Source organism: Streptomyces sp. NPDC002446, assembly GCF_053595675.1.
In genome coordinates this window covers 45,982-71,668 of record NZ_JBSFYC010000012.1, presented here as the reverse complement: position 1 = coordinate 71,668, position 25,687 = coordinate 45,982, and the positions used below count along the sequence as shown (strand labels likewise).

The following is a 25,687-nucleotide window of genomic DNA, read 5'->3' as shown; positions in this document are numbered from 1 at the left end:
GCCCGGCGGGCTATCCGTCCCCGTCCCGCGGCCTGCCTCCCGGCCGCAGCGCGATCCGTCCCAGCACTGCGGCGACGACCAGCGCGCCCACCGCGATCAGCACATAGTCCGGTACGCCGTTCCCGATCCGGGTCGCCCACTCCTCGACCCGGAATTCGGTGTCCGCGTCCAGGATCCCGGGCAGCGCGCTGGTCCCGTTGAAGCGCAGGAAGAGGACGCCGATGCCGATGAAGAAGGCGCCGGACAGCAGCGAGGTGGTGTGCAGCCGCAGCCTGCCGAGGGTGACTTCACGGCCGCGCAGCCAGCTGCGGGTGCCGAGCTTGAAGCGGTCCCACAGCAGTGCCAGGACGAACAGCGGCAGCGCCATGCCCAGCGCGTACACGGCCAGCATCGAGGCGCCGTACACGGGGTTTCCGCTGACCGCCGTCACCGTCAGCACCGCGCCGAGGATCGGGCCCGCGCAGAAGCCGGCCAGGCCGTAGACACAGCCGAGCAGGAAGGTGGAGACGGCCGAGCGCGGGGTGATCCTGGCCGCGGCCTCCTGGGCGCGGCGGGAGGCGAAGCCCAGGCCCAGGATCTGGGCGAGGCCCATCGCGATGACGACCCAGCCGCCGACGGCGATCAGCAGATCGCGGTGGCCGTTGAAGAGCCGGCTGGCCGCCGTACTCGCCGCCCCCAGCGGCACCAGCGTGGTGGCCAGCCCCAGGTAGAACACCCCGGTGCGGGCCAGCAGCCGGCCCGGGCTGGCGAGGGAGTAGGCGAAGAACGCCGGCAGCAGCAGCGCGCTGCACGGGCTGAGCAGGGCGAGCGCCCCGCCCAGGAACGCCGCGAGGTAGCCGATGTCGGTCGTCACTTGCCGGCCCCCGCGCCCTTCGCACCCGCCTTCGCCGCGGCGTCCTCGACGGCCTGCGCGAAGACCGCGGTGGGCTGTGCCCCGGCCACCGGCCGCCCGTTGACGAGGAAGGACGGCGTGGACTGCACACCGAGCCGGTAGCCCTCGTCCTGGTCCTTCTTCAGCGCCCGCTCGGCGCCCGCGCCGTTCAGATCCCTGCGGAACTTCTCGATGTCCGGCACCCCGCTCTCACGGGCCATCTCGACGAGCTTGTCCTCGGCCAGCTCGCCGCCCTTGCGGGTCTTGGCGTACAGCACGTCGTGCAGCTGCCAGAACCTGCCCTGCTGCCCGGCGGCCCAGGAGGCCCGGGCGGCCCGCTCGGAGTCGGCGCCGAAGACGGGGAAGTTGCGGAACTCGATCCGCAGGGTGCCCGCGTCGACATACTTCTTGATCAGGTCGGGCTGGGTCTCCCGGGTGAAGCGGCCGCAGAACGAGCACGCGTAGTCGGCGTACTCGACCAGGACGACGGGGGCGTCCTTCTTGCCGACGGCCAGCGGATCGCCCGCCACCCGCCGGCTGGTCTTCTCGGCGAGGTCGTCGAACATCTTCTGCTGTGCGGCGTCCTCCTGGGTGCCGGCGGAGGCGGCGGCCCCGGGCGCGCCGGTGCCGCCGGTGCCGCGGCCGCCCTCGACGGCCTTTCCTACGGCGATCCCGATGGCGATCACGGCCACGACGAGGGCGATGACCGCGCCTATCGCGGCGAGTTTGCGGGTGGGCGAGGCGGAAGCGGGCATGCGAAAGCTCCAGACGTACGGAGAGGGATGGATGGCCTTGTGCGTCGGGACGCGGCCTATATCCGCAGTACGGGCAGGAGCGTGGTGTGGTCGGCGGCACAGGTGCCGTCCGTCGGGGGCCGGGCGAGCGCGAACTGCGCGGGCAGGTCGGCGACGAGCGGGCCGGGGCCGGTGGTCGCGGGGGCCAGTGGCTCACCGCGGTGCGACACGGGCAGCGGGGCGGGCTCCGCGGAGCCGGGCGCGTGGCGGTCCGAACACCTCTTGGGCGCATCGGCCACCGCGACCGGGGCCGCGCCGTCGAGCTGCTGGCCCGGGTGCGCCGCGGCCGCCCGGACGCTCGCGCCGGCCCGGCCCTCCGCCCGGGCCTGGTCGCCCCCGGTCCGGCACAGCAGCGGAGCGAAGGCCACCGCGAGAAGGAGCAGCAACGTCATCACGGCCGATCGGCGTATGGCGTGCATGTCCCTCCTCTTTGTACCTGCCGCGGGCATGGACGACCCATCCTACGGACCGCCCCGGCGCGGCCGGAGCACGGACCGGCGCACGGCCGCACGCCCGCGCAGCCGGCCGCTCAGCGGTCGGCGACGCGCATCTCGAACCAGGTGGTCTTGCCGCGGGGCAGCAGGTCCACGCCCCAGCGGTCGGAGAGCTTGTCGACGAGGAAGAGGCCGCGGCCGCTGGTGTCCATTTCCTGGACGGGCATGAGACAGGGCAGCCCGCGGGACGGGTCGCGCACCTCGATGCGGATCCAGCCGCGGCGGCGGAGCATCCGCAGTCCGAACGTACGGGCGCCGGTGTGGCGTACGGCGTTGCCGACGAGCTCCGAGACGAGCAGCACGGCGTGCTCGGCGAGCTGGGGGGGCAGGGACCACTGCCGCAGCAGCACGGAGGCGGTCAGCCGGCGGGCGATACCGGCGGACTGGGGGCGCGAGGGCAGCCGGACCTCGCCGATGTTCGGGTCGCCCATGAGATCGAGCGCCGCGGACACCGGGCCGCGGGGGACGGGAGCCGGGCTCCGGTCCGCACCGGGAATGCCCCAACGTGCGGCGGCCGGATCGCTCCGCGGCCGCGGCTGCTCCATTCCTTCGAGGCCCGCCATGCCCCCCATCATGGCTGCTACTTGGCGGTCGCGGGGGCGGAACCGACGGAATCCGTTCCCCGGAATCGTCGGCTCCGGACCCCCTGCGGGACATATGCCAATGGCAGTTAAGGTTCCGGGATGCCCCGGCTGACCTGCGGCGACGTCCCGCGTGCGGCCGCCTGGGCCGATGTGTCAACAAGGCTGCCTTAAGGCGTAATTAAGTTTTCCGCAATTCGCCCACACGAGGCATCCAGTACCGGCCAAACCTCATCCGCCCCGTCAACACCAGTCGTTTCAGAGGAACTTGGCCTTGCCCGGCCCCTCCTCGACGAAGCTGCGCATACCGGTCTCCCGGTCCTCGGTCGCGAACAGGCCCGCGAACCAGTTGCGTTCGATCGTCAGGCCGGTGTCGATGTCGGCCTCCAGGCCCGCGTCGACGGACTCCTTCGCGGCGCGCAGGGCCAGTGCGGGGCCGGCCGCCAGCCGCGCCGCCCAGGCGTGCGCCTGCTCGTAGACCTCGGCGGCCGGCACCACCCGGTCGACCAGACCGATGGCCAGCGCCTCCTCCGCCTTCACATGGCGGCCGGTGAAGATGAGGTCCTTGGCCTTGGAGGGGCCGACGAGGCGGGCGAGCCGCTGGGTGCCGCCGGCGCCCGGGATGAGCCCGAGCAGGATCTCCGGCTGGCCGAGCCTGGCGTTGTCGGCGGCGATCCGGAAGTCGGCACAGAGCGCCAACTCGCAGCCGCCGCCGAGCGCGTAGCCGGTGACCGCGGCGACCACCGGCTTGGGGATCCGGGCCACCGCGGTGAACGAGTCCTGCAGGTCCTTGGAGCGCGCGACCATGGCGGGGTGGTCCATGGCCTGCATCTCCTTGATGTCCGCACCGGCCGCGAACACCTTCTCGCCGCCCCAGACGACGACGGCGCGCACGTCGTCGCGGCGGGTGACCTCTTCGGCCAGCTCGCGCAGCCGGTCCTGGGTGGCGATGTCCAGCGCGTTCATCGGCGGGCGGTCCAGGCGGATGGTGCCGACGCCGTCGGCGACCTCGAGATTCACAGTCATGGTGGAAGGTTAGTCCCCGTTAACGAGGTGGCGGCCGGTGCACTTGGTCACAGTGCGGCACCGGCCCCCTCCGGGTCCTGCCGTCCCCGCCCGTCCGCTCGCCCGTCAGTCCGTCACCGGCCGGCCTTCCACCGCTCCCAGGACAGGTTCCAGTCGCTGAAGCCGTTGTCGGGCTGGATCGTTTCGTCATGGGAGTTCCTGACGATGACGACGTCGCCGACGAGGGAGTGGTCGAAGAACCAGGCCGCCGGGGTGGCGGGGTCGCCGCCGCCGCGCGCGTCGAACAGGCCCACACAGCCGTGGCTGGCGTTGCGCGTGCCGAACGTCGCCCGGCCCGCCCAGTAGTTGCCGTGGATGAAGGTGCCGGACGTGCTCAGCCGCATCGCGTGCGGTACGTCCTTGATGTCGTACTCGCCGCCGAAGCCGACGGTGTCGCCGTTCATCCGCGTCACCACGTGCTTCTCGCTGATCACCATCGTGCCGTTGTACGTCTCGGTGCCCGGCGCGCCCGACGTGATGGGGATGGTCTTGATCTTCCTGCCGTCGCGGACCACGGTCATCCGCTTCGACCCGGCGTCGACGGTGCTCACCTGGCTGCGGCCGATGGTGAAGGAGACCTCCTTGGCCTGGGTGCCGTAGACGCCCGGGCGGCCCTCGACGCCGTTGAGGTTCAGCTTGAGGGTGACCTTCGTCCCGGGTGCCCAGTACTTCTCGGGGCGGAAGTCGAGCCGGTCGTTGCCGAACCAGTGGCCCTCGATCGGGACGGACGGCTCGGCGCTGACCGAGATGGCGTCCTCGACGGCCCCGGGGTCGGTGATGCCCCGGGTGAAGTGGATCGAGACCGGCATCCCGACGCCGACCCGCTGGCCGTTCTCGGGGCTGTAGCGGCCGATGAAGGTGTTCTTGGGGACGAGTGTGGTGAACGTGGCGTGCTCGGCGGCCTTACGGCCCTGGCGGTCCACCGCCACGGCATCGACGGTGTACTGCGTCGCGGCGCCCAGATGGCCGCTCGGCTGCCACCGGGCTCCGTCGCCGGATATCTTCCCGTCGACCTCGTTGCCCTTGCCGTCCTTGACCCTGACGGACGTGAGCCGGCCCTTGCGGGCGGTCACCTTCAGCGCGCCGCTGGTGGCGACGTCGTCCGCGCCGTCCTTGGGCGCTATCGTCACCGCGGCCTGGGAGGCGGCCTTGTCCCCGCCCGCCGCGCCGGCCGGCTTCCCGCCGCCGTCGTCATCACCGCCGCACCCGCTCGCCAACAGCAGCACCGCGCCGAGCAGCAGGGCGAGCGGGCCCCGGCCCCCGCCTGGCCACCGGTGCCGGCGCGCCGGCACCCCCCGAATCGGCTGGACGTCCACGACTGGCCCCTTTCCCCCTCGCACGGCCCGCGGTACCCGGCGCGCCGCTGCGGACAGCCGCGCCCCTCCCGTCAGGTAACCACACCGCGGTGACAGTGAACTCCCCGCGGATGTCACCGTTCAGTCCCAAGTACGAGGGTGGCGCGGGGGTGCGCGCCGACGTGGGCGCGCGCCGCCGGGCCCGCCCCGGTCAGCCCAGCGCCGATCCGGCCCGCCACTGGTCCCACGACATGTTCCAGCCGCCGAGGCCGTTGTCCGGGGCGACCGTGCGCTCGGGGGAGTTGTGGACCACCACGACGTCGCCGACGATCGAGTTGCCGTAGAACCAGCCCGCCGGGGTGCCGCGGCCGCCGCCCCTGACGTCCTTGAGGCCGACACAGCCATGGCTGGTGTTGCTGCCGCCGAAGACCTGGGGCGGCGCCCAGTAGTTGCCGTGCAGAAAGGTCCCGGACCTGGTGAGGCGCATGGCGTGCGGGACGTCCGCGATGTCGTACTCGCTGCCGAAGCCGACGGTGTCGCCGTCCATCCGCGTCACCGCATGCCGTTCCAGGATCACCATCCGCCCGTTGTACGTGGGGTTCTCGGCGTCGCCCGCGGTGATCGGCAGCACCGCCACCACCCGGCCGTCGCGCCGCACCGTCATGGTGTGCCGCGCGGCGTCGACGATGCTGATCTGGTCCCGGCCCACCCGGTAGCGGACGGTGCGGTGCTGTGTCCCGTAGGAGTTCGGTCCGGACTTCACCCCGCGCAGCCGCAGCTGCACGGTGATCTCGGTGCCGGGCCGCCAGCGGTCGCGGGGCCTAAAGTCCAGCCGCCGGCGGCCGAACCAGTGGCCGGAGACCGCGACGGCCGGGTTGGCGCTGACCTTGACGGCCCGTTCGACGGCGGCCCGGTCGGCGATCGGCCGGTTGAAGACCATCGAGAAGATCAGGCCGGTGCCGACGGTGGCGTCGCTCTGGGGCGAGAAGTGGGCGGCGAAGCGCCGGGTGGGCGGGGAGGTGGTGAAGGTGGTGCGGCGGGCCGAGCGGTGGCCGGCGCCGTCCAGGGCCACCGCGTGGACGGTGTACTTCGCGCCGAGCTGGAGGGGGCCGGGGGCCGGGCGCCAGACCGTGCCGTCCGTCGAGATCCGGCCGGCGACGGGCTGCTGGCCGGCGCCGCCGCTGCGGCTGACCTCCACCCGCTCCAGCCGCCCCTGCGGGACCCGGATCTCGAACCGGCCGTCGGCCCGTACGCCGTGCGCGCCGTCGTGCGGGACGATGCTGATGGGCTCCTTCGGGGAGCGTGGTGTGCCGTCGTAGAACGCCGCCGAGTCCGCGCAGCCGGCCAGCGCCGCCGCCCCGGCGAGCCCGGCCACGGCGGCGAGCGCGACCCGGACCCGGACCGCCGGCCGCGCCCCGCGGCCCGGCCCGGACCGCACCCGGCCCGGCGTCCGGACCCGCACACGGACGCCGCCGCGGCTCGTGCCTCGGTCCTCTGCTCGGTCCTGGTGATGGGCGGTCATATACCGGATTGTGACGGATGATGCCTGGATTTAGAGGTATGTCGCATAACGGAATGTCACGGGCCCCCTCGGCAGGGCATGGACAGAACAATGAGCCCCCACGGCGGGAAACGTGAGGCAACGCCCGGTTGCGGGCAGAACAACGGGGAGGGCGGAGACACACGCACGGCCGGGACTCCCCCGGCCAACGCCGCGAGGTGCCCCCGTGCGCCGTGTCTGCGGACCGCCCGACCGAGCCATGAGCCGCAGGAGGCCGGCACGTGTCGAGCGCACCCGAGCAGGAGGCGGTGGCGGACGAGCCGCTCGCCCCACCGGCGGACGTCCGCCCCGGCAGTCCCACGCCACTGGGGGCCCGCTACCGCACCGGGCCCGACGGCGTCGCGGGCACCAACTTCGCCCTGTGGGCGGGCGGGGCCGAGGCCGTGGAGCTGTGTCTGTTCGACGAGGAGGAGCGCGAGACGCGCCATCCGCTGACCGAACTCACCCATGAGATCTGGCACGGCTTCGTGCCCGGTGTCCGCCCCGGCCGGCGCTACGGCTACCGGGTGCACGGCCGCTGGGACCCCTGGACCGGCGCCCGCTGGAACCCGGCGAAGCTGCTGCTCGACCCGTATGCCAGGGCCGTGGACGGCGACTTCGGGACGTGTACGGAGCCGGCCGGCGCCGGCCTCGCGCTGCCCGCCCAGCTCTACGGGCACGTCCGCGACTGGCCGCAGCAGCAGATCGCCGACACCGTACGCGACGACCGGGACTCGGCCCCGTACGTCCCCAAGGGCGTCGTGGTCGGCGACGACACCGGGGACGAGGGCGGCGAGGACGAGTGGCGGGACGACCGGCGCCCCAAGACGCCCTGGCCGGATTCCGTCCTCTACGAGCTGCATGTGCGCGGCTTCACGATGCGCCACCCCGGTGTCCCGGAGCATCTGCGGGGCACCTACGCGGGCCTGGCGCACCCCGCCGCGCTGGAGCACCTGGTCCGGCTCGGCGTCACCGCCGTCGAGCTGCTGCCGGTCCACCAGTTCGCCCACGAGGACCACCTGGTGCGCCGGGGGCTGCGCAATTACTGGGGCTACAACTCCATCGGCTACTTCGCGCCGCACGCCGGCTACGCCGCCACCGGCACCCGCGGGCAGCAGGTCGGCGAGTTCAAGCGGATGGTGCGGGCGCTGCACGACGCCGGTATCGAGGTGATCCTGGACGTCGTCTACAACCACACCGCGGAGGCAGGCGAACTGGGCCCGACGCTGTCCCTGCGGGGCATCGACAACCGCGGCTACTACCGGCTGGCCGGGGACGCCCGGCGCTACGCCGACTACACCGGCTGCGGCAACACCCTGCACGTCGTGCAGCCCCAGGTGCTGCGGCTGATCACCGATTCGCTGCGCTACTGGGTCACCGAGATGGGCGTGGACGGCTTCCGCTTCGACCTGGCGGCGGCGCTGGCCCGCTCCATGCACGACGTGGACATGCTCTCGCCGTTCCTCGCCGTGATCGCCCAGGACCCCGTACTGCGCCGCGTCAAACTGATCGCCGAACCCTGGGACGTGGGCTCCGGCGGCTATCAGGTCGGCGCCTTCCCCCCGCTGTGGACGGAGTGGAACGACCGCTACCGGGACACCGTCCGCGACTTCTGGCGCGGCGCGCAGCACGACGTGCGCGACCTGGGCTACCGGCTCTCCGGGTCCAGCGACCTCTACGCCTGGGGCGGCCGCCGCCCGTACGCCTCGGTCAACTTCATCACCGCGCACGACGGCTTCACCCTCCGCGACCTGGTCACCTACGAGCACAAGCGCAACGCCGACAACGGGGAGAACAACCGCGACGGCACCCACGACAACCGGTCCTGGAACTGCGGCGCCGAGGGCGAGACCGACGATCCCGAGGTCACCGCGCTGCGCCACCGCCAGCTGCGCAACCTGCTGACCACCCTCCTGCTGTCCACCGGAGTGCCGATGCTGGTGGCCGGCGACGAGATGGGCCGCACCCAGCACGGCAACAACAACGCCTACTGCCAGGACAACCCCACCAGCTGGGTGGACTGGTCGCTCCTCGACGATCCCGAATGGCGCCCGCTGGCCGGCCTCACCGCCCGCCTGATCGCGCTGCGCCGCGCGCATCCCGTCCTGCGCCGCCGGGCGTTCTTCTCCGGCCGGCCGCACCATCAGGGCGGTCTGCGCGACCTGGCCTGGTTCACCGCGGACGGCACGGAGATGGCCGAACAGGACTGGTACACCCCGGGCGCCACCCTGGGCATGTACCTCTCCGGGAACGACATCTCGCAGCGCGACGCCCGGGGCATCCGCATCGTCGACGACAGCTTCCTCGCCGTCCTGCACGCCGCCGCCCGCCCCCGCCAGGTCACCCTCCCCGGCCCGCCGTGGGCGCGGGCGTACGAACTCCTCGTGGACACCGCCCAGGAGGATCCGTCGGGGCCGGCGCGGCCGCCGTACCCGGCGGGCGGCGCCGTCACGCTCGCCGGGCGGTCGGTGATGCTCTTCCGGGCCCTGCCCGGCTGAGCCGGACCGGCCGCCGCCCGGCCGCGGGGCCCGGCGAAAAATCCTGAGGAGAGTTGTCAGTGGTGCGCCGTACGCTCGCGAGTGATGGCCGACACCGCGCACACGACGCCCCAGACCGACCGGACCGCCTTACCCCAACCCTCCGCCGTACGCTCGCTGTTACGGCTGTGGCCGTATGTCCGCCCCGTGCGGGCACGGCTGTTCACGGCCGCGTGCGTCGCGGTGATCGCCTCGTGTCTGAGCCTGGTCATCCCGCTGGTCCTCAAGTGGCTGGTGGACGGTCCGGTCGCGGAGCGCGACGCGGCCGGGGTGTGGCTGGGCGGCGGATATCTGCTGTTGCTGGGGCTCGCGGAGGCGCTGCTGTTCGGGCTGCGGCGCTGGCTGGTGGCGCGCCCGCTGGCCGGGGTCGAGGCGGCGATGCGCGCGGCGCTGTACCGCCATCTCCAGCGCCTGCCGGTCGCCTTCCACGACCGCTGGCCGTCGGGCCAGTTGCTGTCGCGGGGCACGACCGACCTTCAGATGCTGCGCATGTTCTTCACCTTCCCCCTGACGTTCCTGCTGGTCAACGGCGTGACGATCCTGGTGGGCTGGGTGGTCCTGCTGGCCCAGCACTGGCTGCTGGGCCTGGTGCTGCTGTCGCCGGTGCTGCCGCTGATGGTGTTGTGCTCGCTCTTCGAGGCGAAGTACGCGCGCGTGACGCGCCGGGCTCAGGACCAGGTGGGTGATCTGACGACGGTGGTCGAGGAGTCGGTCCTCGGCATCCGCGTCATCAAGGGCTTCGGACGCCACCGCAGCCAGGCCCGCGCCTTCAAGGAGCTGACCGGCGCGCTGCGTACGTCCGAGCTCCGCAAGGCGCGGCTGCTGGCCTGGATCCAGGCGGTCAACACGGCGCTCCCGGAGACCGCGATCGGCGCCGCCCTGGTGCTCGGCACGCTCCAGGTGGCCGACGGCGCGCTGTCGGCGGGCACCCTCGTCGCGTTCCTGTCGACCGCGCTGGCGCTGCGCTGGCCGGTGGAGTCGATCGGCTTCCTGCTGGCCATGTGCAATGAGGCGGCGACGGCCGCGGACCGCTTCTTCGAGGTGATGGACGAGCCCGCGGTGACGGACGGCCGGGACGCGGCCGGGAGCGGGGACGGGGGCGGACGGGCCGAAGCCGGTGACGGCGCCGGGGCGGGCGACGGCGCCGGGGCGGGGCGCGGCGGCGGGGGCGACGGCGGCGCCGGGGACGGTTCCGCCGGCGGTCTGGTCTTCTCCGGCGTCGCGTTCCGCTACCCCGACGCGGCGCCCGGCAGCCCGCCCACCCTCAGGGACGTCACGCTGCACATCAGACCCGGCGAGACGATGGCGCTGGTCGGGGCGACGGGCAGCGGCAAGACCACGCTCACCGCGCTGGTGCCGCGGCTGTACGACCCCACCGCCGGCCGGATCACACTCGACGGGCGGGATCTGGCCACGATCGGCCGGGACGAGGCCCGCTCCCTGGTCGCGGTCGCCTTCGAGGAGCCGACGCTCTTCTCGGCGACCGCCGCGGAGAACGTCCTGATGGGCGGGGAGCGGGTCCACGAGGCGGACCTGCGGCGGGCGTTGGAGGTGGCGCAGGCCGACGGGTTCGTCGACGCCCTCCCCGAGGGCAGCGCCACCCAGGTCGGCGAACAGGGCCTGAGCCTGTCCGGCGGACAGCGGCAGCGGCTCGCCCTGGCCCGCGCCGTCGTCGGCCGGCCCCGCTTCCTGATCCTCGACGATCCGCTCTCGGCCCTCGACGTGCACACCGAGGCCCTGGTGGAGGCGGCGCTGCGCCAGGTCCTGGCCACGACCACGGCGCTGGTCGTCGCGCACCGCCCGTCCACGGTCCTGCTCGCCGACCGGGTGGCGCTGCTGTCCGACGGCCGGATCGCCGCCGTCGGCACCCACCACGAACTCCTCCGGGACAACCCCGAGTACGCCGCGCTGATGTCCGGCGGGGAAGAGGGCGCCCGATGACGACCACCACGGCCGGCCACCCGTCCGACGGCCCCGGGGACCGCCCGGGACCGCACGGGCAGGAGCCGCCCCGGCCGGACGGCGACCAGCAGCAGCCGCAGCCGCGCCCCGGCCCCGCGGACGCCTTCGCGCAGGACCAGCTGCCCGCTCCCAGGGGCGCCGCCCGCGCGCTCCTCGCCTCCCTGCTGGCACCGCACCGCCCCCGCGTCTGGGCGGTGGCCGTCCTCCTGCTCCTGCAGCAGGCCGCCGTGCAGGCCGGGCCGCTGCTGGTCGCCTATGCGCTGGACCGTGCGGTACCGGCCCTGCGGGCGGGCGAGCACGGGCCGCTGATCGCCGTGGCGCTGGCCGCCGCGCTGTGCGCCGCGGCGTCCGGCGCCCTGCAGTTCGGCTTCATCCAGGTCTGCGGCCGGGTCAGCCAGGACGTACTGCGCACCCTCCGGGGCCGGATCTTCCGGCACGGCCAGGCGCTGAGCCTGGACTTCCACGAGCGCTACACGTCCGGGCGGCTGATCGCCCGTGCCACGACCGATGTCGAGGCGCTGCGCGATCTCCTGGAGGAGGGGCTGCAGGAGCTGATGGCGATCGCCCTCGGGACGGTCTACATCACCGTGACCCTGATCGGCCTGGACTGGGGCCTCGGGGCGGCCGCCGTGGCCTCCGGGGTGCCCCTGTACCTCCTCGTACGCTCCTACCGGCGCCGTACGCACCGGGTCTACAGCGCGAAGTCCACGGCGATGGCGGACGTCATCGTGACGTTCGCCGAGACCCTGGGCGGGATCCGGCCGGTGCAGGCGTTCCGCCGTGAGCGGCTCAACGACGCCGTGTTCGCCCGGCTGAACCACCGCCATGAGCGGGTCAACGGCGATGCGTTCCTGGAGATGGCGCGCTATGTCCTCGGCTCCCGTCTGGTGGCGAACACCGCGGTGGCCGCGATCGTCCTGTGGGGCGCCTACCGCGTGGCCACCGGCGATCTGGCGCTCGGCGTACTGGCCGCCGCGGTGCTGTATCTGCGCCGGCTCTACGACCCCATCGACCGGCTGGGGATGTTCCTCAACGCCTATGAGTCCGCGGCCGCTTCGCTGCAGAAGATCGCCGGTCTGCTCGCCCAGCGCCCCGCGGTCCCGGAGCCGGCGGCGCCCGCCGCGCTGCCGTCCCCGGCGCCCGGCCGGCCGGGGCGCGAGGTCGCCTTCCGCGAGGTCCGCTTCGCCTACCGCACCGGCCGCGAGGTGCTGCCCCGCTTCGATCTGACCCTCGCGGCCGGTACGACCGTCGCCGTGGTGGGCGCGACCGGCGCCGGCAAGTCCACCCTGGCCAAGCTGCTGGCCCGCTTCTACGACCCCACCGAGGGCCGGGTGCTGCTCGACGGCGTCGACCTGCGGGAGCTGTCCACCGCCGAGCTGCGCCGCGGCATCGTCATGGTCACCCAGGAGGCGTTCCTGTTCAGCGGTACGGTCGCCGAGAACATCGCCCTCGGCCGCCCGGACGCCACCCGTGCGGAGATCGAACGCACCGCGAAGACCATCGGCGCCCATGACTTCATCAGCGCCCTGCCGGACGGCTACGACACCGACGTCCGCAAGCGCGGCGGCCGCATCTCGGCCGGCCAGCGCCAGCTCGTCGGCTTCGCCCGGGCCCTGCTCGCCGACCCCGCCGTGCTGATCCTCGACGAGGCGACCAGCTCCCTGGACATCCCCGGCGAACGTGCCGTGCAGGCCGCCATGGACACTGTCCTCCAAGGCCGCACGGCCCTGGTCATCGCCCACCGCCTGTCGACCGTGGAGCGAGCCGACCGGGTCCTGGTCATGTCCGAAGGACGGATCGTCGAGGACGGCCCGCCGGACCAACTCATCGCCGACCAGGGCCGGTTCGCCGAGCTGCATCAGGCGTGGCGGGACAGCGTGGGGTAGGCGGCAGGACGTGAGGGGGCACGGATGAAGCACATCTCGGCCGGGGCGGATGCGGGGGCGCCGCGCCACCGCAGTGCCTGGCGCTATCTGTGGTGGCTGGTGGCCAGTCAGCGGGGGCGGGTCGCGGCGGGAGCGACGTACGGGAGTCTGTGGATGGCGGGGCTGATGCTGCCGCCGTATGTGCTCTCACGGGCGATCGACGAGGGGCTGGCGCCGGGCCGGATGCCGGCGCTGGCCGGGTGGGCGGCGGTGCTGCTGGGCGTCGGGGTGCTCAACGCCTGGCTGGGGATGCTGCGGCACCGCACGATGACCAGGATCCGGATGGACGCCACCTTCCGCACGGTGCGGGCCGTCGTGGCGCACACCCTGCGGCTGGGCGCGGCGCTGCCGGAGAAGGTGACGGCCGGGGAGGTCGTCACGATCGGCATCGGCGATGTCGGGGTGATCAGCCAGACGCTGACGATGACCGGGCCCGGGGTGGGCGGGGTGCTGGCCTACGGGGTGGTCGCCGTGCTGCTGCTGGGTGTCTCCCCGCTGCTCGCCGCGGTGGTGCTGCTGGGCGTGCCCCTGCTCGCGCTGCTGGTGGGGCCGCTGCTGGGCCGGCTGCAGGGGGCGGAGTCGCGGTATCGCGAGCGGCAGAGCGGGCTGGCGGCGCGGCTTGCGGACCTGGTCGGCGGGCTGCGGGTGCTGGGCGGTCTGGGCGGCAAGGACGTGTTCGCCGACCGGTACCGGCGCGAGTCGCAGAAACTGCGCCGTGAGGGCTATCGGGTGGGCGCGGCCACGAGCTGGATCCAGGCGCTCGGGGTGGGGCTGCCGACGCTGTTCCTGGCCGCGGTGACCTGGCTGGCGGCGCGGATGGCGGCCCAGGGGGACATCACCGTCGGCGAGTTGGTGGCGGTCTACGGCTATGCGGCGGCGCTGGTGGTGCCGGTGTCGTTCTTCATCGAGGGCGGCTACGACCTGACGCGGGGCCTGGTCGCCGCCCGGCGGGTGGTCCGGTTCCTGCAGCGGGAGCCGGAGACGGCGGACGGCCGGCGGACCGGGGGCGAGGGGGCGCAGGCGCCCGAGGCGCCGGCCGTACTGCGGGATCCGGTGTCCGGCGTCGAGGTGGTGCCCGGCCTGCTGACCGCGCTGGCCGCCGCCCGGCCGGCCGAGTCCGCGGCGGTGGTCGACCGCCTGGGCCGGTTCGCGGACTCGGCGGCGACCTGGGGCGCGGTGCGCCTCGACGAGATCCCGCTGCACCGGGTCCGCGACCGCATCCTGGTCGCCGACAACGAGGCGGACCTCTTCGCCGGGACGCTGCGCGAGGTCGTCGCCGGACGCCGGGACCCCACCGACGACGAGATCGGCCGCGCCCTGCGCACCGCGCTTGCCGAGGACATCGTCCGCGGTCTGCCGGACGGCCTCGGCTCGCCCATCGAGGCGCAGGGCCGCAACCTCTCCGGCGGGCAGCGCCAGCGCCTGCGTCTGGTACGGGCGCTGCTGGCCGACCCCGAGGTGCTGCTCGCGGTGGAGCCGACCTCGGCGGTCGACGCGCATACCGAGGCGGCCGTCGCGGCCCGGCTGCACGCCGCGCGGGCGGGCCGTACGACCGTCGTCACCAGCACCTCACCGCTGCTGCTCGACCGGGCGGACCGGGTGTGCTTCCTGGTCGACGGCGAGGTGGCCGCCGTCGGCAGCCACCGTCAACTCCTCGAAGAACAGCCCGGATACCGCCGTCTGGTCTCGCGCGGTGACGAGAGCGCGGACGGTGACGGCGGCCCGGCTCCCCGGCCCGCATCGCCCCTGGTGGACGGAGCCGCACGATGACCGCGACCACCGCCCGGCCCCGGTCGGCCGGCGCCGATGACCTGCCCGGCGGCCCGGCCCTGCCGGTCGCCGGCCGCGCCGCGACCCGGCGGGCCGCGCTGCGCCTGATCCGGCTGGACGGGCGGGCGTTCGCCCTGACGCTCGCGCTGAACGCGCTGGCGGCCGGTGCGGGTCTGGTCGGCCCGTGGCTGCTCGGCCGGATCGTGGACACGGTGCGGGACGGCGGCGGGGTGCACACGGTCGACCGGCTGGCGCTGGTCATCCTGGTGTGTGCGCTGGCGCAGCTGCTGCTGGCGCGGTACGCCCGCTATGCGGGGCACCGCTTCGGCGAGCGGACCGCGGCGCGGGTGCGCGAGCAGTACGCCGAGCGGGCGCTGGCGCTGCCCGCGGCGGCCGTGGAGCGGGCCGGCAGCGGGGATCTGACGGCCCGCGGCACGACGGACGTCACTTCGGTCGCCCGGACCCTGCGGGACGCCGCGCCCGAGGTCTTCGTCGCGGCGGTGCAGTCCCTGTTCCTGCTCGGTGCGGTGGTGGCGCTCGATCCCCTGCTCGGGCTCTGCGGGCTGGGCCTGCTGAGCGGTCTGCTGGCGGTCCGGTGGTATCTGCGGCGGGCGCACGCGGCGTATCTGGCCGAGGGGGCGGCGACCTCGGCGCTGGCCGAGCTGCTGGCGGCCACCGCGACGGGCGCCCGGACCGTCGAGGCGCTGGGGCTCCAGGAGCGCCGGCGGGCGGCGAGCGAGCAGGCGATCGAGCGGTGCCGGCACACGCGTACCAGGACGCTGTTCCTGCGCAGCGTGCTGATCCCCGCCGTGGACGTCTCGTATGTCCTCCCGGTGGTCGGTGTACTGCTGGTCGGCGGGGTGCTGCAGGGGCGGGGCGGGATCAGTCTGGGGGTGGTCGTCAGCGCGGCGCTGTATCTGCGGCAGCTGTCCGAGCCGCTGGCGACGGTCCTGCTCTGGGTCGAGCAACTCCAGAGCAGCGGCGCCGCGTTCGCCCGGGTCGAGGGGCTGGGCCAGGCCGCGCGGCCCCCGCGGGCCGCCGCCGCGCCGGCCGTCCTGCCCGCCGGCGACCGCATCGAGGTGACGGCGGTCCGCTACGCCTACGACGTCGCGCACGGCAGCGGACACGAGGGCGGGGACCCCGCGCCCGGCGCGCACCCCGCCCCGCGCGACGTCCTCCATGACGTCACCCTGACCATCCGCCCCGGCGAGCGGATAGCCCTGGTGGGCCCCTCCGGGGCCGGCAAGTCCACCCTGGGCCGGCTGCTGGCCGGCGTCGACGCACCGCGCAGCGGCTCGGTGACGGTCGGGCGGGTGCCGATCGCCGAGCTGGATCCCGGGGTGCTGCGCCGCCAGGTGGTCCTCGTCACGCAGGAGCACCATGTGTTCCTGGGCACCGTCCGCGACAATCTGCGGCTCGCCGCGCCCGATGCCGATGACGCCGCCCTGCGCGCCGCGCTGGCCGCCGTGGGTGCCGACTGGGCCGCGGAGCTGCCGGCCGGGCTGGACACCGAGCTGGGCCCCGGCGGGTACCGCCCCGACGGCGCGCAGTCGCAGCAACTCGCCCTGGCCCGCGTGGTGCTGGCCGATCCGCACACGGTGATCCTGGACGAGGCGACCGCGCTGCTCGACCCGCGCACGGCCCGGCACGCGGAGCGGGCGCTGGCCGCCGTCCTCCAGGGCCGTACGGTCATCGCCGTCGCCCACCGGCTGCACACCGCCCATGACGCGGACCGGGTGGCCGTGCTGGAGAACGGCCGGCTCACCGAACTGGGCACGCACGACGACCTGGTGGCGGCCGACGGCGCCTATGCGGCCCTGTGGCGCTCCTGGCACGGGCGGGGCGCGGCCGGCGAGACGGAGTGAGACCGGCCACCGGCCGTCCGACTTCCGGACGCCGATTCCGCGCAACGGACGTTTTCCGGCCAATTAGTTGATCGGCCCCTGACAACAAGCCAGCTGTGGTGGGACTCTTCCCCGCAACCGCCGCACGGCCCCCACGGCACCACGCCGCGCGGCAGCCGGTTCCACCCGCACCACCCCGTTCCACCAGTACGTCAAGCACCTTGCGTACGTCTCCCCCCACACGCTCCATGAGTTCTGCCTCGATCTGCCCGGACGGCCGCACTGCCGCCCGGTCCCCCTCGGCCGCACCGTCACGTAGCGGCCACCGCAGAAGGAGTCAGTGTGAGACGCACCCCCCATAGACGCGCCGTTGCGACCGGCGCGCTCGTCGCCGTCACGGCGATGCTGGCCGTCGGTGTACAGGCCGGCACCGGTACGGCGGCCGCCCCGCGGCCGGGCACCGCGCACGCCGCACCCGATCCCGGCGCCCTGCCGGCCAAGCTGTCCCCGTCCCAGCGTGCGGAGCTGATACGGGCAGCGGCCACCACCACCGCCGAGACCGCGCGGCAGCTGAAGCTCGGCGCAAAGGAGAGGCTGGTCGTCAAGGACGTCTCGAAGGACGTCGACGGCACCGTGCACACCCGCTATGAGCGCACCTACGACGGCCTGCCCGTCCTCGGTGGCGACCTGGTCGTGCACGAGAGCAGGGGCGGCGCCCTCCAGGGCGTCACCAAGGCCGTCCGCTCGCAGCTCAAGGTGACGGGCACCACCGCCGCGATCAAGCCGGCCGCCGCCGAGGCGAAGGCCGTCAAGTCCGCACAGGCGCAGGGCTCGAAGAAGACCGAGGCCGCGAAGGCGCCGCGCAAGGTGGTCTGGGTCGCCGACGGCAAGCCGGTCCTCGCCTACGAGACCGTGGTCGGCGGGCTGCAGCACGACGGCACGCCCAACGAGCTGCACGTCATCACGGACGCCACGACCGGCGCCAAGATCTTCGAGTACCAGGGGATCGAGAACGGCACCGGCAACAGCCAGTACAGCGGCAAGGTCACGCTCGGCACCGCGCCCTCGTACACCCTGACCGACACCGGCCGCGGCAACCACAAGACGTACAACCTCAACCACGGCTCGTCCGGCACCGGAACGCTGTTCTCCGACCCGGACGACAACTGGGGCGACGGCACCCCGGGCAACGCCCAGACCGCCGGTGTGGACGCGCACTACGGCGCCGCGCTGACCTGGGACTACTACAAGAACGTGCACGGCCGCAGCGGCATCAGGGGCGACGGGGTCGGCGCCTACAGCCGGGTGCACTACGGCAACAACTACGTCAACGCCTTCTGGAGCGACAGCTGCTTCTGCATGACGTACGGCGACGGCAGCGGCAACGCCAAGCCGCTGACCTCCATCGACGTCGCGGCGCACGAGATGACGCACGGTGTCACCGCGGCCACCGCCAACCTCACCTACAGCGGTGAGTCCGGCGGTCTGAACGAGGCCACCAGCGACATCTTCGCGGCCGCCACGGAGTTCAACGCGAACAACCCGAACGACGTGGGCGACTACCTCGTCGGCGAGAAGATCGACATCCGCGGTGACGGAACCCCGCTGCGCTACATGGACAAGCCCAGCAAGGACGGCTCGTCCAAGGACTACTGGTACTCCGGCATCGGCAACATCGACGTCCACTACTCCTCGGGTGTCGCCAACCACTTCTTCTACCTGCTGTCCGAGGGCAGCGGCGCCAAGGAGATCAACGGCGTCCGCTACGACAGCCCGACCTACGACAACCAGCCCGTCCCGGGCATCGGCCGGGCCAACGCCGAGAAGGTGTGGTTCAAGGCGCTGAGCCAGTACATGAGCGCCAACACCAACTACGCGGGCGCCCGCACCGCCACCCTCCAGGCGGCGGCGGACCTGTTCGGCCAGGGCAGCGCGACGTACAACACCGTGGCCAACACCTGGGCGGCGGTCAACGTCGGCTCCCGCGTCCCGGACGGCGGGGTGTCCGTCACCAACCCGGGCAACCAGACCAGCACCGTCGGCCAGGCGGCGAGCCTGCAGATCAAGGCGACCAGCGGGACCGCCGGCGCGCTGTCGTACGCGGCGACCGGGCTGCCCGCCGGGCTGTCGATCAACGCGAGCACCGGCCTGGTCTCCGGTACGCCGAGCACGGCCGGCACCAGCAGTGTGACGGTGACGGTCACCGACGCCGCAAAGAAGACCGGTACGGCCGCCTTCACCTGGACGGTCAACCCGGCCGGCGGCGGCAACGTCTTCGAGAACGCGGACGACGTCCAGATCCCGGACGCCGGCGCGGCGGTCACCTCACCGATCACGGTCAGCCGCAGCGGCAACGCCCCCAGCGCGCTGAAGGTGGCGGTGGACATCGTGCACACCTACCGCGGTGACCTGGTCATCGACCTGATCGCCCCGGACGGCACGGCCTACCGGCTGAAGAACGCCAGCGCGACCGACTCGGCGGAGAACGTGAAGACGACCTACACCGTCAACGCCTCCGCGAAGGCGGCGGGCGGCACCTGGAAGCTGAAGGTCCAGGACGTCTACGGACAGGACACCGGCTACATCAACGGCTGGAAGCTGACGTTCTGACCCGGCCTCGCCACTCAGCCGTCACCTTCGTATGACATAGGCCGGCCGGCGGTCTCCGCCGATTCACAACTGGCCGAAAAATCAAGGACGTTGGGCGTCGCTCCCGGAGCTCCGGGGGCGGCGCCCAGCTCCGTTATGCGAACAGCGATCACCTCTCTACGAACGATTTTCAGCCAACCTCTTAACAACCTCCTGACATGAACGCGTTCGAATGGCAGTCTTCCCGACGCATGTCACACCCGCATCGCTTTGCACCCCCACCACTTGGCAAAGTTGAAGGAGCACGCGTGACCCCCCGCATATCCCGTAAGACCCGTGTGACCGGTGGCGCCCTCGCGGCCGCCGCCCTCCTGGCCGCCGGCATCACCGTCGGCACCGCCGGCGCCTCGCCGGCCCCGGCCGCCAAGAAGGACGCCTCGCCCCTCCAGCTCAGCGCGTCCCACCGCGCGGAGCTGCTGCGTGACGCGAGCGCCACCAAGGCGCAGACCGCCAAGGCACTCGGCCTCGGTGCGCAGGAGAAGCTGGTCGTCAAGGACGTCATCAAGGACGCCGACGGCACCACGCACACCCGCTACGACCGCACCTACGCCGGGCTGCCGGTCCTGGGCGGCGACCTGATCGTGCACACCGCCAAGAGCGGCGCCGTCAAGTCGACCACCAAGTCGACCGACAAGACCATCAAGGTCGCCTCCACCACGCCGAAGATCGCCGCGCAGGCCGCCGCGAAGTCGGCGCAGGGCACCGCGGCGAAGTCGCTCGCCGCCAAGAAGGGCGACGCGCAGGCGCCGAAGAAGGTCGTCTGGGCCGCCACCGGCAGCCCCGTCCTCGCCTACGACACCGTCGTCAAGGGCGTCCAGAAGGACGGCACGCCCAGCCGGATGCACGTCATCACCGACGCCAACACCGGCAAGAAGCTGTTCCAGTACGACGAGATCCACACCGGCAAGGGCGAGAGCCAGTACAGCGGCGGCGTCGAGCTGGGCACCTCCAAGGAGGGCAACGGCTTCACGCTGACCGACGGCGAGCGCGGTGGCCACAAGACCACCAACCTGGAGAACGGCGAGTCCGGCGACGGCAAGGCCTTCACGGACGAGGACGACAAGTGGGGCACCGGCAAGCCCGACGAGCCGCAGACCGCGGCCGTCGACGCGCACTACGGCGCCGGCGTGACCTGGGACTACTACAAGAACGTGCACGGCCGCAGCGGCATCAAGGGTGACGGCAAGGGCGCCTTCTCCCGCGTCCACTACGGCGACAGCTACGTCAACGCCTTCTGGGACGACAGCTGCTTCTGCATGACGTACGGCGACGGCGAGGGCAACAAGAAGCCGCTCACCGCCCTCGACGTCGCGGCGCACGAGATGTCGCACGGTGTCACCTCCGCCACCGCCAACCTCACCTACAGCGGCGAGTCCGGCGGCCTCAACGAGGCGACCTCGGACATCTTCGGTACCTCGGCCGAGTTCTACGCCAAGAACGAGAAGGACCCGGGCGACTACCTCATCGGCGAGAAGATCGACATCAACGGTGACGGCTCCCCGCTGCGCTACATGGACAAGCCCAGCAAGGACGGCCAGTCGCAGGACAACTGGGACTCCAACACCGGCGGTCTCGACCCGCACTACTCCTCGGGCGTCGGCAACCACTTCTTCTACCTGCTGTCCGAGGGCAGCGGCGCCAAGGAGATCGGTGGCGTCAAGTACGACAGCCCGACGGCTGACGGCTCCAAGGTCGAGGGCATCGGCCGGGACAAGGCCGAGAAGATCTGGTTCAAGGCCCTGACCGAGTACATGACCTCGAACACCGACTACAAGGCCGCGCGCGAGGCGACCGTCAAGGCCGCCACCGACCTCTACGGCAAGGACAGCGCCGAGGTCAAGGGCGTCGAGGCCGCCTGGACGGGTGTCGCCGTCAAGTGACGCGGCACGCCGCAAGGCGCTGATCGTCCCGGGGTGGGCTGACCCCGAAAGCGGGCGGTGTCCGGAGACCCTCCGGACACCGCTTTCGCGTGCCCGGCTGCGGGGCACGGTGACCCGCACCCGGCGGCGCCCCGGCCGCCACCCACCGCAGCCCCGAACCGACGCACACGGAGCGGGAGTTGACCGCCGTACGGCGGCAGGTACGGCGAGCCCCGAGCGGACCCCTCACCCGTACGCCAACTCCCCCTCCTTTAAAGGGAGTTCACCGCCCCACCCGCCCCTCCGGGCCGTGGGCTACCGCCGCGTAGGCCGATATGGCTGATTCCACCCCCTCATGCGCTCTTGTACGGACTCCCTCCTGGGGGGAGGCTGCGGTGTGGCGCCGACGGGCCCCGGCGCGACACCGGACATCCGCACACCGCAACTCCGCTGTGTTCACACCGAGTTGAGGAGGCGAACGCCGACCGTGTCAGCGCAGCCGCGCAGCCGCCCGCGAGCGGCCGGGAGCACATCCGCAGGGCCACGACGGGTGAGCGGTTACGTACCAGTAGTTCACATTGCAGCGGATTTCCGGGTCGCCACACGAGGGAAGGCTCACCGAGTACGCCCCGGCCGGCCGTGCCATCCGCCAGCCGGGTGAAAGCGGACTGGAGCGCCCCTGCCCGCACCCGGTCACCCCACCGTAAAGCGGATACAAAGGACAAAATCCCGCAAAGCATCACAAGCCAGGTGAGCCCATGATCGGTCGCATCCCTGTTCTGGACATCCGCCCGCAGATCGATTGCGGCCGCCGCCCGGCGAAGGCCGTGGTGGGCGAGGCCTTCGAGGTCTCGGCCACGGTCTTCCGCGAAGGCCATGACGCGGTCGCGGCGAATGTGGTGCTGCGCAACCCCGCGGGGCGCTGCGGCCCCTGGAACCCGATGCGGGAGCGGGCGCCCGGCAGCGACCGGTGGAGCGCCGAGGTCACCACGGACATCGAGGGCCGCTGGACCTTCACCGTCGAGGCCTGGTCCGACCCGCTGACCACCTGGCGCAGACATGCCTCGATCAAGATCCCGGCGGGCATCGACACCGAGCTGGTCCTCGCCGAGGGCGCCGAACTGCACGAGCGGGCGGCCTCCGAGGTCCCCAAGAGCGACGGCCGGGAGTCGGTGCTCGGCGCCGTGGACGCACTGCGCGACCCCGCGCTGCCCGCCGCCGCCCGCCTCGCCGCGGCGCTCGCACCGCAGGTCGTCGAGGCGCTGGAGCGCCATCCGCTGCGCGAACTGCTCACCGTCTCGCGCCCCATGCCGCTGCTCGTCGAGCGCCGGCGGGCCCTGTACGGCTCGTGGTACGAGCTCTTCCCGCGCTCCGAGGGCGCCGTCGTCACCCCCGGCGGCACGGCCGTCAGCGGCACCCTGCGCACCGCCGCCGAGCGGCTGCCGGCCGTCGCCGCGATGGGCTTCGACGTGGTCTACCTCCCGCCGATCCACCCCATCGGCACGTCCTTCCGCAAGGGCCCCAACAACGCGCTGTCGGCCGGGCCGGACGACGTCGGCTCCCCCTGGGCCATCGGCTCGGCGGCCGGCGGCCATGACGCCCTCCACCCGGACCTGGGCACCTTCGAGGACTTCTCGCACTTCGTCCGTACGGCCCGTGAGCTGCGGATGGAGGTGGCGCTGGACTTCGCCCTGCAGTGCTCCCCCGAGCACCCCTGGGTCACCCTGCACCCGCAGTGGTTCCACCACCGCCCGGACGGCTCGATCGCGTACGCGGAGAACCCCCCGAAGAAGTACCAGGACATCTACCCCATCGCCTTCGACGCGGACTTCCGGGGGCTGGTCCGCGAGACCGAGCGGGTGCTGCGCTTCTGGATGGCCAGGGGCGTACGGATCTTCCGGGTGGACAACCCGCACACCAAGCCGGTGGCGTTCTGGGAGAAGGTGATCGGCGACATCAACCGCACCGACCCGGACGTGCTCTTCCTCGCCGAGGCGTTCACCCGCCCGGCCATGCTGCACACCCTCGCCCAGATCGGCTTCCAGCAGTCGTACACGTACTTCACCTGGCGCAACACCAAGCAGGAGCTGACCGACTACCTCACCGAGCTGTCCGGCGAGTCCGCCGCCTATCTGCGGCCCAACTTCTTTGTGAACACCCCGGACATCCTGCACGCCTACCTCCAGGAGGGCGGCCGCCCCGCCTTCGAGATCCGTGCCGTGCTGGCCGCCACCCTCTCCCCCACCTGGGGCGTCTACGCCGGATACGAGCTCTGCGAGTCGACGCCGGTACGCCCCGGCAGCGAGGAGTACCTCGACTCGGAGAAGTACCAACTCAGGCCGCGCGACTGGGATGCGGCGGCGAAGCAGGGGCGCACCATCGCGCCGCTGATCACCGCGCTCAACCGCATCCGCCGCCGGCACCCTGCCCTGCAGCAGCTGCGCAATCTGCGTTTCCACCACGCCGACAACGACGCCGTTCTCGCCTTCTCCAAGCGCGCGGGACACGGCGACGGTGCCGACACGGTGCTCACGGTGGTCAACCTCGACCCGCACCACACCCACGAGGCGACGGTGTCGTTGGACATGCCGGAACTCGGCCTCGGCCGGCACGAGTCCTTCCCGGTGCGCGACGAGCTCACCGGCGATACCTACCACTGGGGCAGGGACAACTATGTGCGCCTTGAGCCGGGCCGCTCGCTCGCGCCCGCTCATGTGCTGTCGCTGCGACCGTCCTCACCGATCGGAGGGTCACCCAATTGATCGTCAATGAGCCAGTCCCCGACACGTTCGAGGACACCCCGGCGAAGGACCGCGATCCCGACTGGTTCAAACGCGCCGTCTTCTACGAGGTCCTGGTGCGCTCTTTCCAGGACAGCAACGGCGACGGCATCGGCGACCTCAAAGGCCTCACGGCCAAGCTGGACTACCTGCAGTGGCTGGGGGTGGACTGTCTCTGGCTCCCGCCGTTCTTCAAATCCCCGCTGCGGGACGGCGGTTACGACGTCGCCGACTACACCGCGGTGCTCCCGGAGTTCGGCGATCTGGCGGACTTCGTGGAGTTCGTGGACGCCGCGCACCACCGCGGCATGCGGGTCATCATCGACATGGTGATGAACCACACCAGCGATCAGCACCCGTGGTTCCAGGAGTCGCGCACCGACCCGGAAGGCCCGTACGGCGACTACTACGTCTGGGCGGACGACGACAAGCAGTACGCCGACGCGCGGATCATCTTCGTCGACACCGAGGCCTCCAACTGGACCTTCGACCCGGTCCGCAAGCAGTACTACTGGCACCGCTTCTTCTCCCACCAACCGGACCTCAACTACGAGAACCCGGCGGTCCAGGAGGAGATGATCTCCGCCCTGCGCTTCTGGCTCGACCTGGGCATCGACGGCTTCCGGCTGGACGCGGTGCCGTACCTCTACGCCGAGGAGGGCACCAACTGCGAGAACCTGCCGGCCTCGCACGCCTTCCTCAAGCGGGTCCGGGCCGAGATCGACGCGCACTATCCGGACACCGTGCTGCTGGCCGAGGCCAACCAGTGGCCGGAGGACGTCGTCGACTACTTCGGCGACTACGCCGTCGGCGGCGACGAATGCCATATGGCGTTCCACTTCCCGGTCATGCCGCGCATCTTCATGGCGGTGCGCCGCGAATCGCGCTACCCGGTCTCGGAGATCCTCGCCAAGACCCCGGCGATCCCGTCCGGCTGCCAGTGGGGCGTCTTCCTGCGCAACCACGACGAGCTGACCCTCGAAATGGTCACGGACGAAGAGCGCGACTACATGTACGCGGAGTACGCCAAGGACCCGCGGATGCGCGCCAACATCGGCATCCGCCGGCGACTGGCGCCGCTGCTCGACAACGACCGCAACCAGATCGAGCTCTTCACGGCCCTGCTGCTGTCGCTGCCCGGCTCGCCGATCCTCTACTACGGCGACGAGATCGGCATGGGCGACAACATCTGGCTCGGCGACCGCGACGCGGTGCGCACCCCGATGCAGTGGACCCCGGACCGCAACGCCGGGTTCTCCTCCTGCGACCCGGGCCGGCTCTTCCTGCCGACCATCATGGACCCGGTCTACGGCTACCAGGTCACCAATGTCGAGGCGGCGATGAGTTCACCGTCGTCGCTGCTGCACTGGACCCGCCGGATGATCGAGATCCGCAAGCAGAACCCGGCGTTCGGCCTCGGCAGCTACACCGAGCTGTCCTCCACCAACCCGGCGGTGCTGGCCTTCCTGCGGGAGTCGCCGGGCACCGGCGGCGCGGACGACGACCTGGTGCTGTGCGTGCACAACTTCTCGCGGTTCGCCCAGCCGACGGAGCTGGACCTGCGGTCCTTCAGCGGCCGGCACCCGGTGGAGCTCATCGGCGGCGTCCGCTTCCCGGCCATCGGGGAGCTGCCGTACCTGCTGACCCTGGCGGGCCACGGCTTCTACTGGTTCCGGCTGCGCAGAAACCCCGCTTAGCGCCCCCGCCCTGACCGGGCACGG

Annotated in this window: 16 protein-coding genes; 9 read left to right on the top strand and 7 right to left on the bottom strand. The window is 72.4% G+C overall.

What is annotated here, in order from left to right:
- Positions 1 to 10: 10 nt before the first annotated feature.
- From ACWD6P_RS09935 to ACWD6P_RS09905, 7 genes are all read right to left on the bottom strand, one after another.
- Positions 11 to 853, bottom strand: a complete 843-nt coding sequence (locus ACWD6P_RS09935; protein ID WP_451443535.1) for a cytochrome c biogenesis CcdA family protein — start codon at positions 851 to 853, stop codon at positions 11 to 13.
- Entirely contained in the window at positions 850 to 1,626 is a 777-nt protein-coding gene (locus ACWD6P_RS09930; RefSeq protein ID WP_451443534.1) for a DsbA family protein, read from the bottom strand. The genes ACWD6P_RS09935 and ACWD6P_RS09930 overlap by 4 nt, the downstream gene beginning before the upstream one ends.
- 56 nt (positions 1,627 to 1,682) lie before the next feature.
- Positions 1,683 to 2,084 carry a hypothetical protein gene (locus ACWD6P_RS09925; RefSeq protein WP_451443533.1) on the bottom strand — a complete coding sequence of 134 codons (402 nt, stop codon included), beginning with the start codon at positions 2,082 to 2,084 and terminating at the stop codon, positions 1,683 to 1,685.
- A 110-nt stretch (positions 2,085 to 2,194) separates the two neighbouring features.
- On the bottom strand, positions 2,195 to 2,722 hold the full coding sequence (locus ACWD6P_RS09920) for an ATP-binding protein (protein ID WP_451443532.1): 528 nt from the start codon (positions 2,720 to 2,722) through the stop codon (positions 2,195 to 2,197).
- 276 nt (positions 2,723 to 2,998) lie between these two features.
- Positions 2,999 to 3,766, bottom strand: coding sequence for an enoyl-CoA hydratase/isomerase family protein (locus ACWD6P_RS09915; protein ID WP_451443531.1), 768 nt, complete (start codon positions 3,764 to 3,766; stop codon positions 2,999 to 3,001).
- Between the two features lie 113 nt (positions 3,767 to 3,879).
- Entirely contained in the window at positions 3,880 to 5,121 is a 1,242-nt protein-coding gene (locus ACWD6P_RS09910; protein WP_451443530.1) for a L,D-transpeptidase, read from the bottom strand.
- 190 nt (positions 5,122 to 5,311) lie between these two features.
- Entirely contained in the window at positions 5,312 to 6,622 is a 1,311-nt protein-coding gene (locus ACWD6P_RS09905; protein WP_451443529.1) for an Ig-like domain-containing protein, read from the bottom strand.
- Positions 6,623 to 6,882: 260 nt separating this feature from the next.
- Between ACWD6P_RS09905 and glgX the strand changes: the two genes are divergently transcribed.
- The 9 genes from glgX (at position 6,883) to treS (ending at position 25,663) form a co-directional block, all read left to right on the top strand.
- Positions 6,883 to 9,138, top strand: a complete 2,256-nt coding sequence (gene glgX / locus ACWD6P_RS09900; protein ID WP_451443528.1) for a glycogen debranching protein GlgX — start codon at positions 6,883 to 6,885, stop codon at positions 9,136 to 9,138.
- Positions 9,139 to 9,222: 84 nt separating this feature from the next.
- On the top strand, positions 9,223 to 11,118 hold the full coding sequence (locus ACWD6P_RS09895) for an ABC transporter ATP-binding protein (protein WP_451443527.1): 1,896 nt from the start codon (positions 9,223 to 9,225) through the stop codon (positions 11,116 to 11,118).
- A complete protein-coding gene (locus tag ACWD6P_RS09890) occupies positions 11,115 to 13,025 on the top strand; it encodes an ABC transporter ATP-binding protein (RefSeq protein ID WP_451443526.1) in 1,911 nt (636 codons plus the stop codon). Before ACWD6P_RS09895 ends, ACWD6P_RS09890 begins: the two co-directional genes overlap by 4 nt.
- 24 nt (positions 13,026 to 13,049) lie before the next feature.
- On the top strand, positions 13,050 to 14,834 hold the full coding sequence (locus tag ACWD6P_RS09885; protein ID WP_451443525.1) for an ABC transporter transmembrane domain-containing protein: 1,785 nt from the start codon (positions 13,050 to 13,052) through the stop codon (positions 14,832 to 14,834).
- Complete coding sequence (locus ACWD6P_RS09880) at positions 14,831 to 16,699, top strand: ABC transporter ATP-binding protein (RefSeq protein ID WP_451443524.1); 1,869 nt, start codon at positions 14,831 to 14,833, stop codon at positions 16,697 to 16,699. The genes ACWD6P_RS09885 and ACWD6P_RS09880 overlap by 4 nt, the downstream gene beginning before the upstream one ends.
- A 321-nt stretch (positions 16,700 to 17,020) precedes the next feature.
- Positions 17,021 to 19,288, top strand: coding sequence for a M4 family metallopeptidase (locus ACWD6P_RS09875; RefSeq protein ID WP_451443523.1), 2,268 nt, complete (start codon positions 17,021 to 17,023; stop codon positions 19,286 to 19,288).
- A gap of 287 nt (positions 19,289 to 19,575) precedes the next feature.
- Positions 19,576 to 21,207, top strand: a complete 1,632-nt coding sequence (locus ACWD6P_RS09870) for a M4 family metallopeptidase (protein WP_451443522.1) — start codon at positions 19,576 to 19,578, stop codon at positions 21,205 to 21,207.
- A gap of 737 nt (positions 21,208 to 21,944) precedes the next feature.
- Positions 21,945 to 23,948, top strand: a complete 2,004-nt coding sequence (locus ACWD6P_RS09865; RefSeq protein ID WP_451443521.1) for a maltotransferase domain-containing protein — start codon at positions 21,945 to 21,947, stop codon at positions 23,946 to 23,948.
- A complete protein-coding gene (treS, locus tag ACWD6P_RS09860) occupies positions 23,945 to 25,663 on the top strand; it encodes a maltose alpha-D-glucosyltransferase (protein ID WP_451443520.1) in 1,719 nt (572 codons plus the stop codon). Before ACWD6P_RS09865 ends, treS begins: the two co-directional genes overlap by 4 nt.
- Positions 25,664 to 25,687 lie beyond the last annotated feature (24 nt).

What these genes read in the sequence shown, in the direction of transcription:
- ACWD6P_RS09890 (WP_451443526.1), top strand. Translation starts at nt 11,115, where the DNA reads ATGACGACCACCACGGCCGGCCACCCGTCCGACGGCCCCGGGGACCGC.
- ACWD6P_RS09930 (WP_451443534.1), bottom strand. Translation starts at nt 1,626, where the DNA reads ATGCCCGCTTCCGCCTCGCCCACCCGCAAACTCGCCGCGATAGGCGCG.
- ACWD6P_RS09880 (WP_451443524.1), top strand. Translation starts at nt 14,831, where the DNA reads ATGACCGCGACCACCGCCCGGCCCCGGTCGGCCGGCGCCGATGACCTG.
- ACWD6P_RS09865 (WP_451443521.1), top strand. Translation starts at nt 21,945, where the DNA reads ATGATCGGTCGCATCCCTGTTCTGGACATCCGCCCGCAGATCGATTGC.
- ACWD6P_RS09925 (WP_451443533.1), bottom strand. Translation starts at nt 2,084, where the DNA reads ATGCACGCCATACGCCGATCGGCCGTGATGACGTTGCTGCTCCTTCTC.
- ACWD6P_RS09895 (WP_451443527.1), top strand. Translation starts at nt 9,223, where the DNA reads ATGGCCGACACCGCGCACACGACGCCCCAGACCGACCGGACCGCCTTA.
- ACWD6P_RS09920 (WP_451443532.1), bottom strand. Translation starts at nt 2,722, where the DNA reads ATGGCGGGCCTCGAAGGAATGGAGCAGCCGCGGCCGCGGAGCGATCCG.
- ACWD6P_RS09905 (WP_451443529.1), bottom strand. Translation starts at nt 6,622, where the DNA reads ATGACCGCCCATCACCAGGACCGAGCAGAGGACCGAGGCACGAGCCGC.
- ACWD6P_RS09915 (WP_451443531.1), bottom strand. Translation starts at nt 3,766, where the DNA reads ATGACTGTGAATCTCGAGGTCGCCGACGGCGTCGGCACCATCCGCCTG.
- ACWD6P_RS09885 (WP_451443525.1), top strand. Translation starts at nt 13,050, where the DNA reads ATGAAGCACATCTCGGCCGGGGCGGATGCGGGGGCGCCGCGCCACCGC.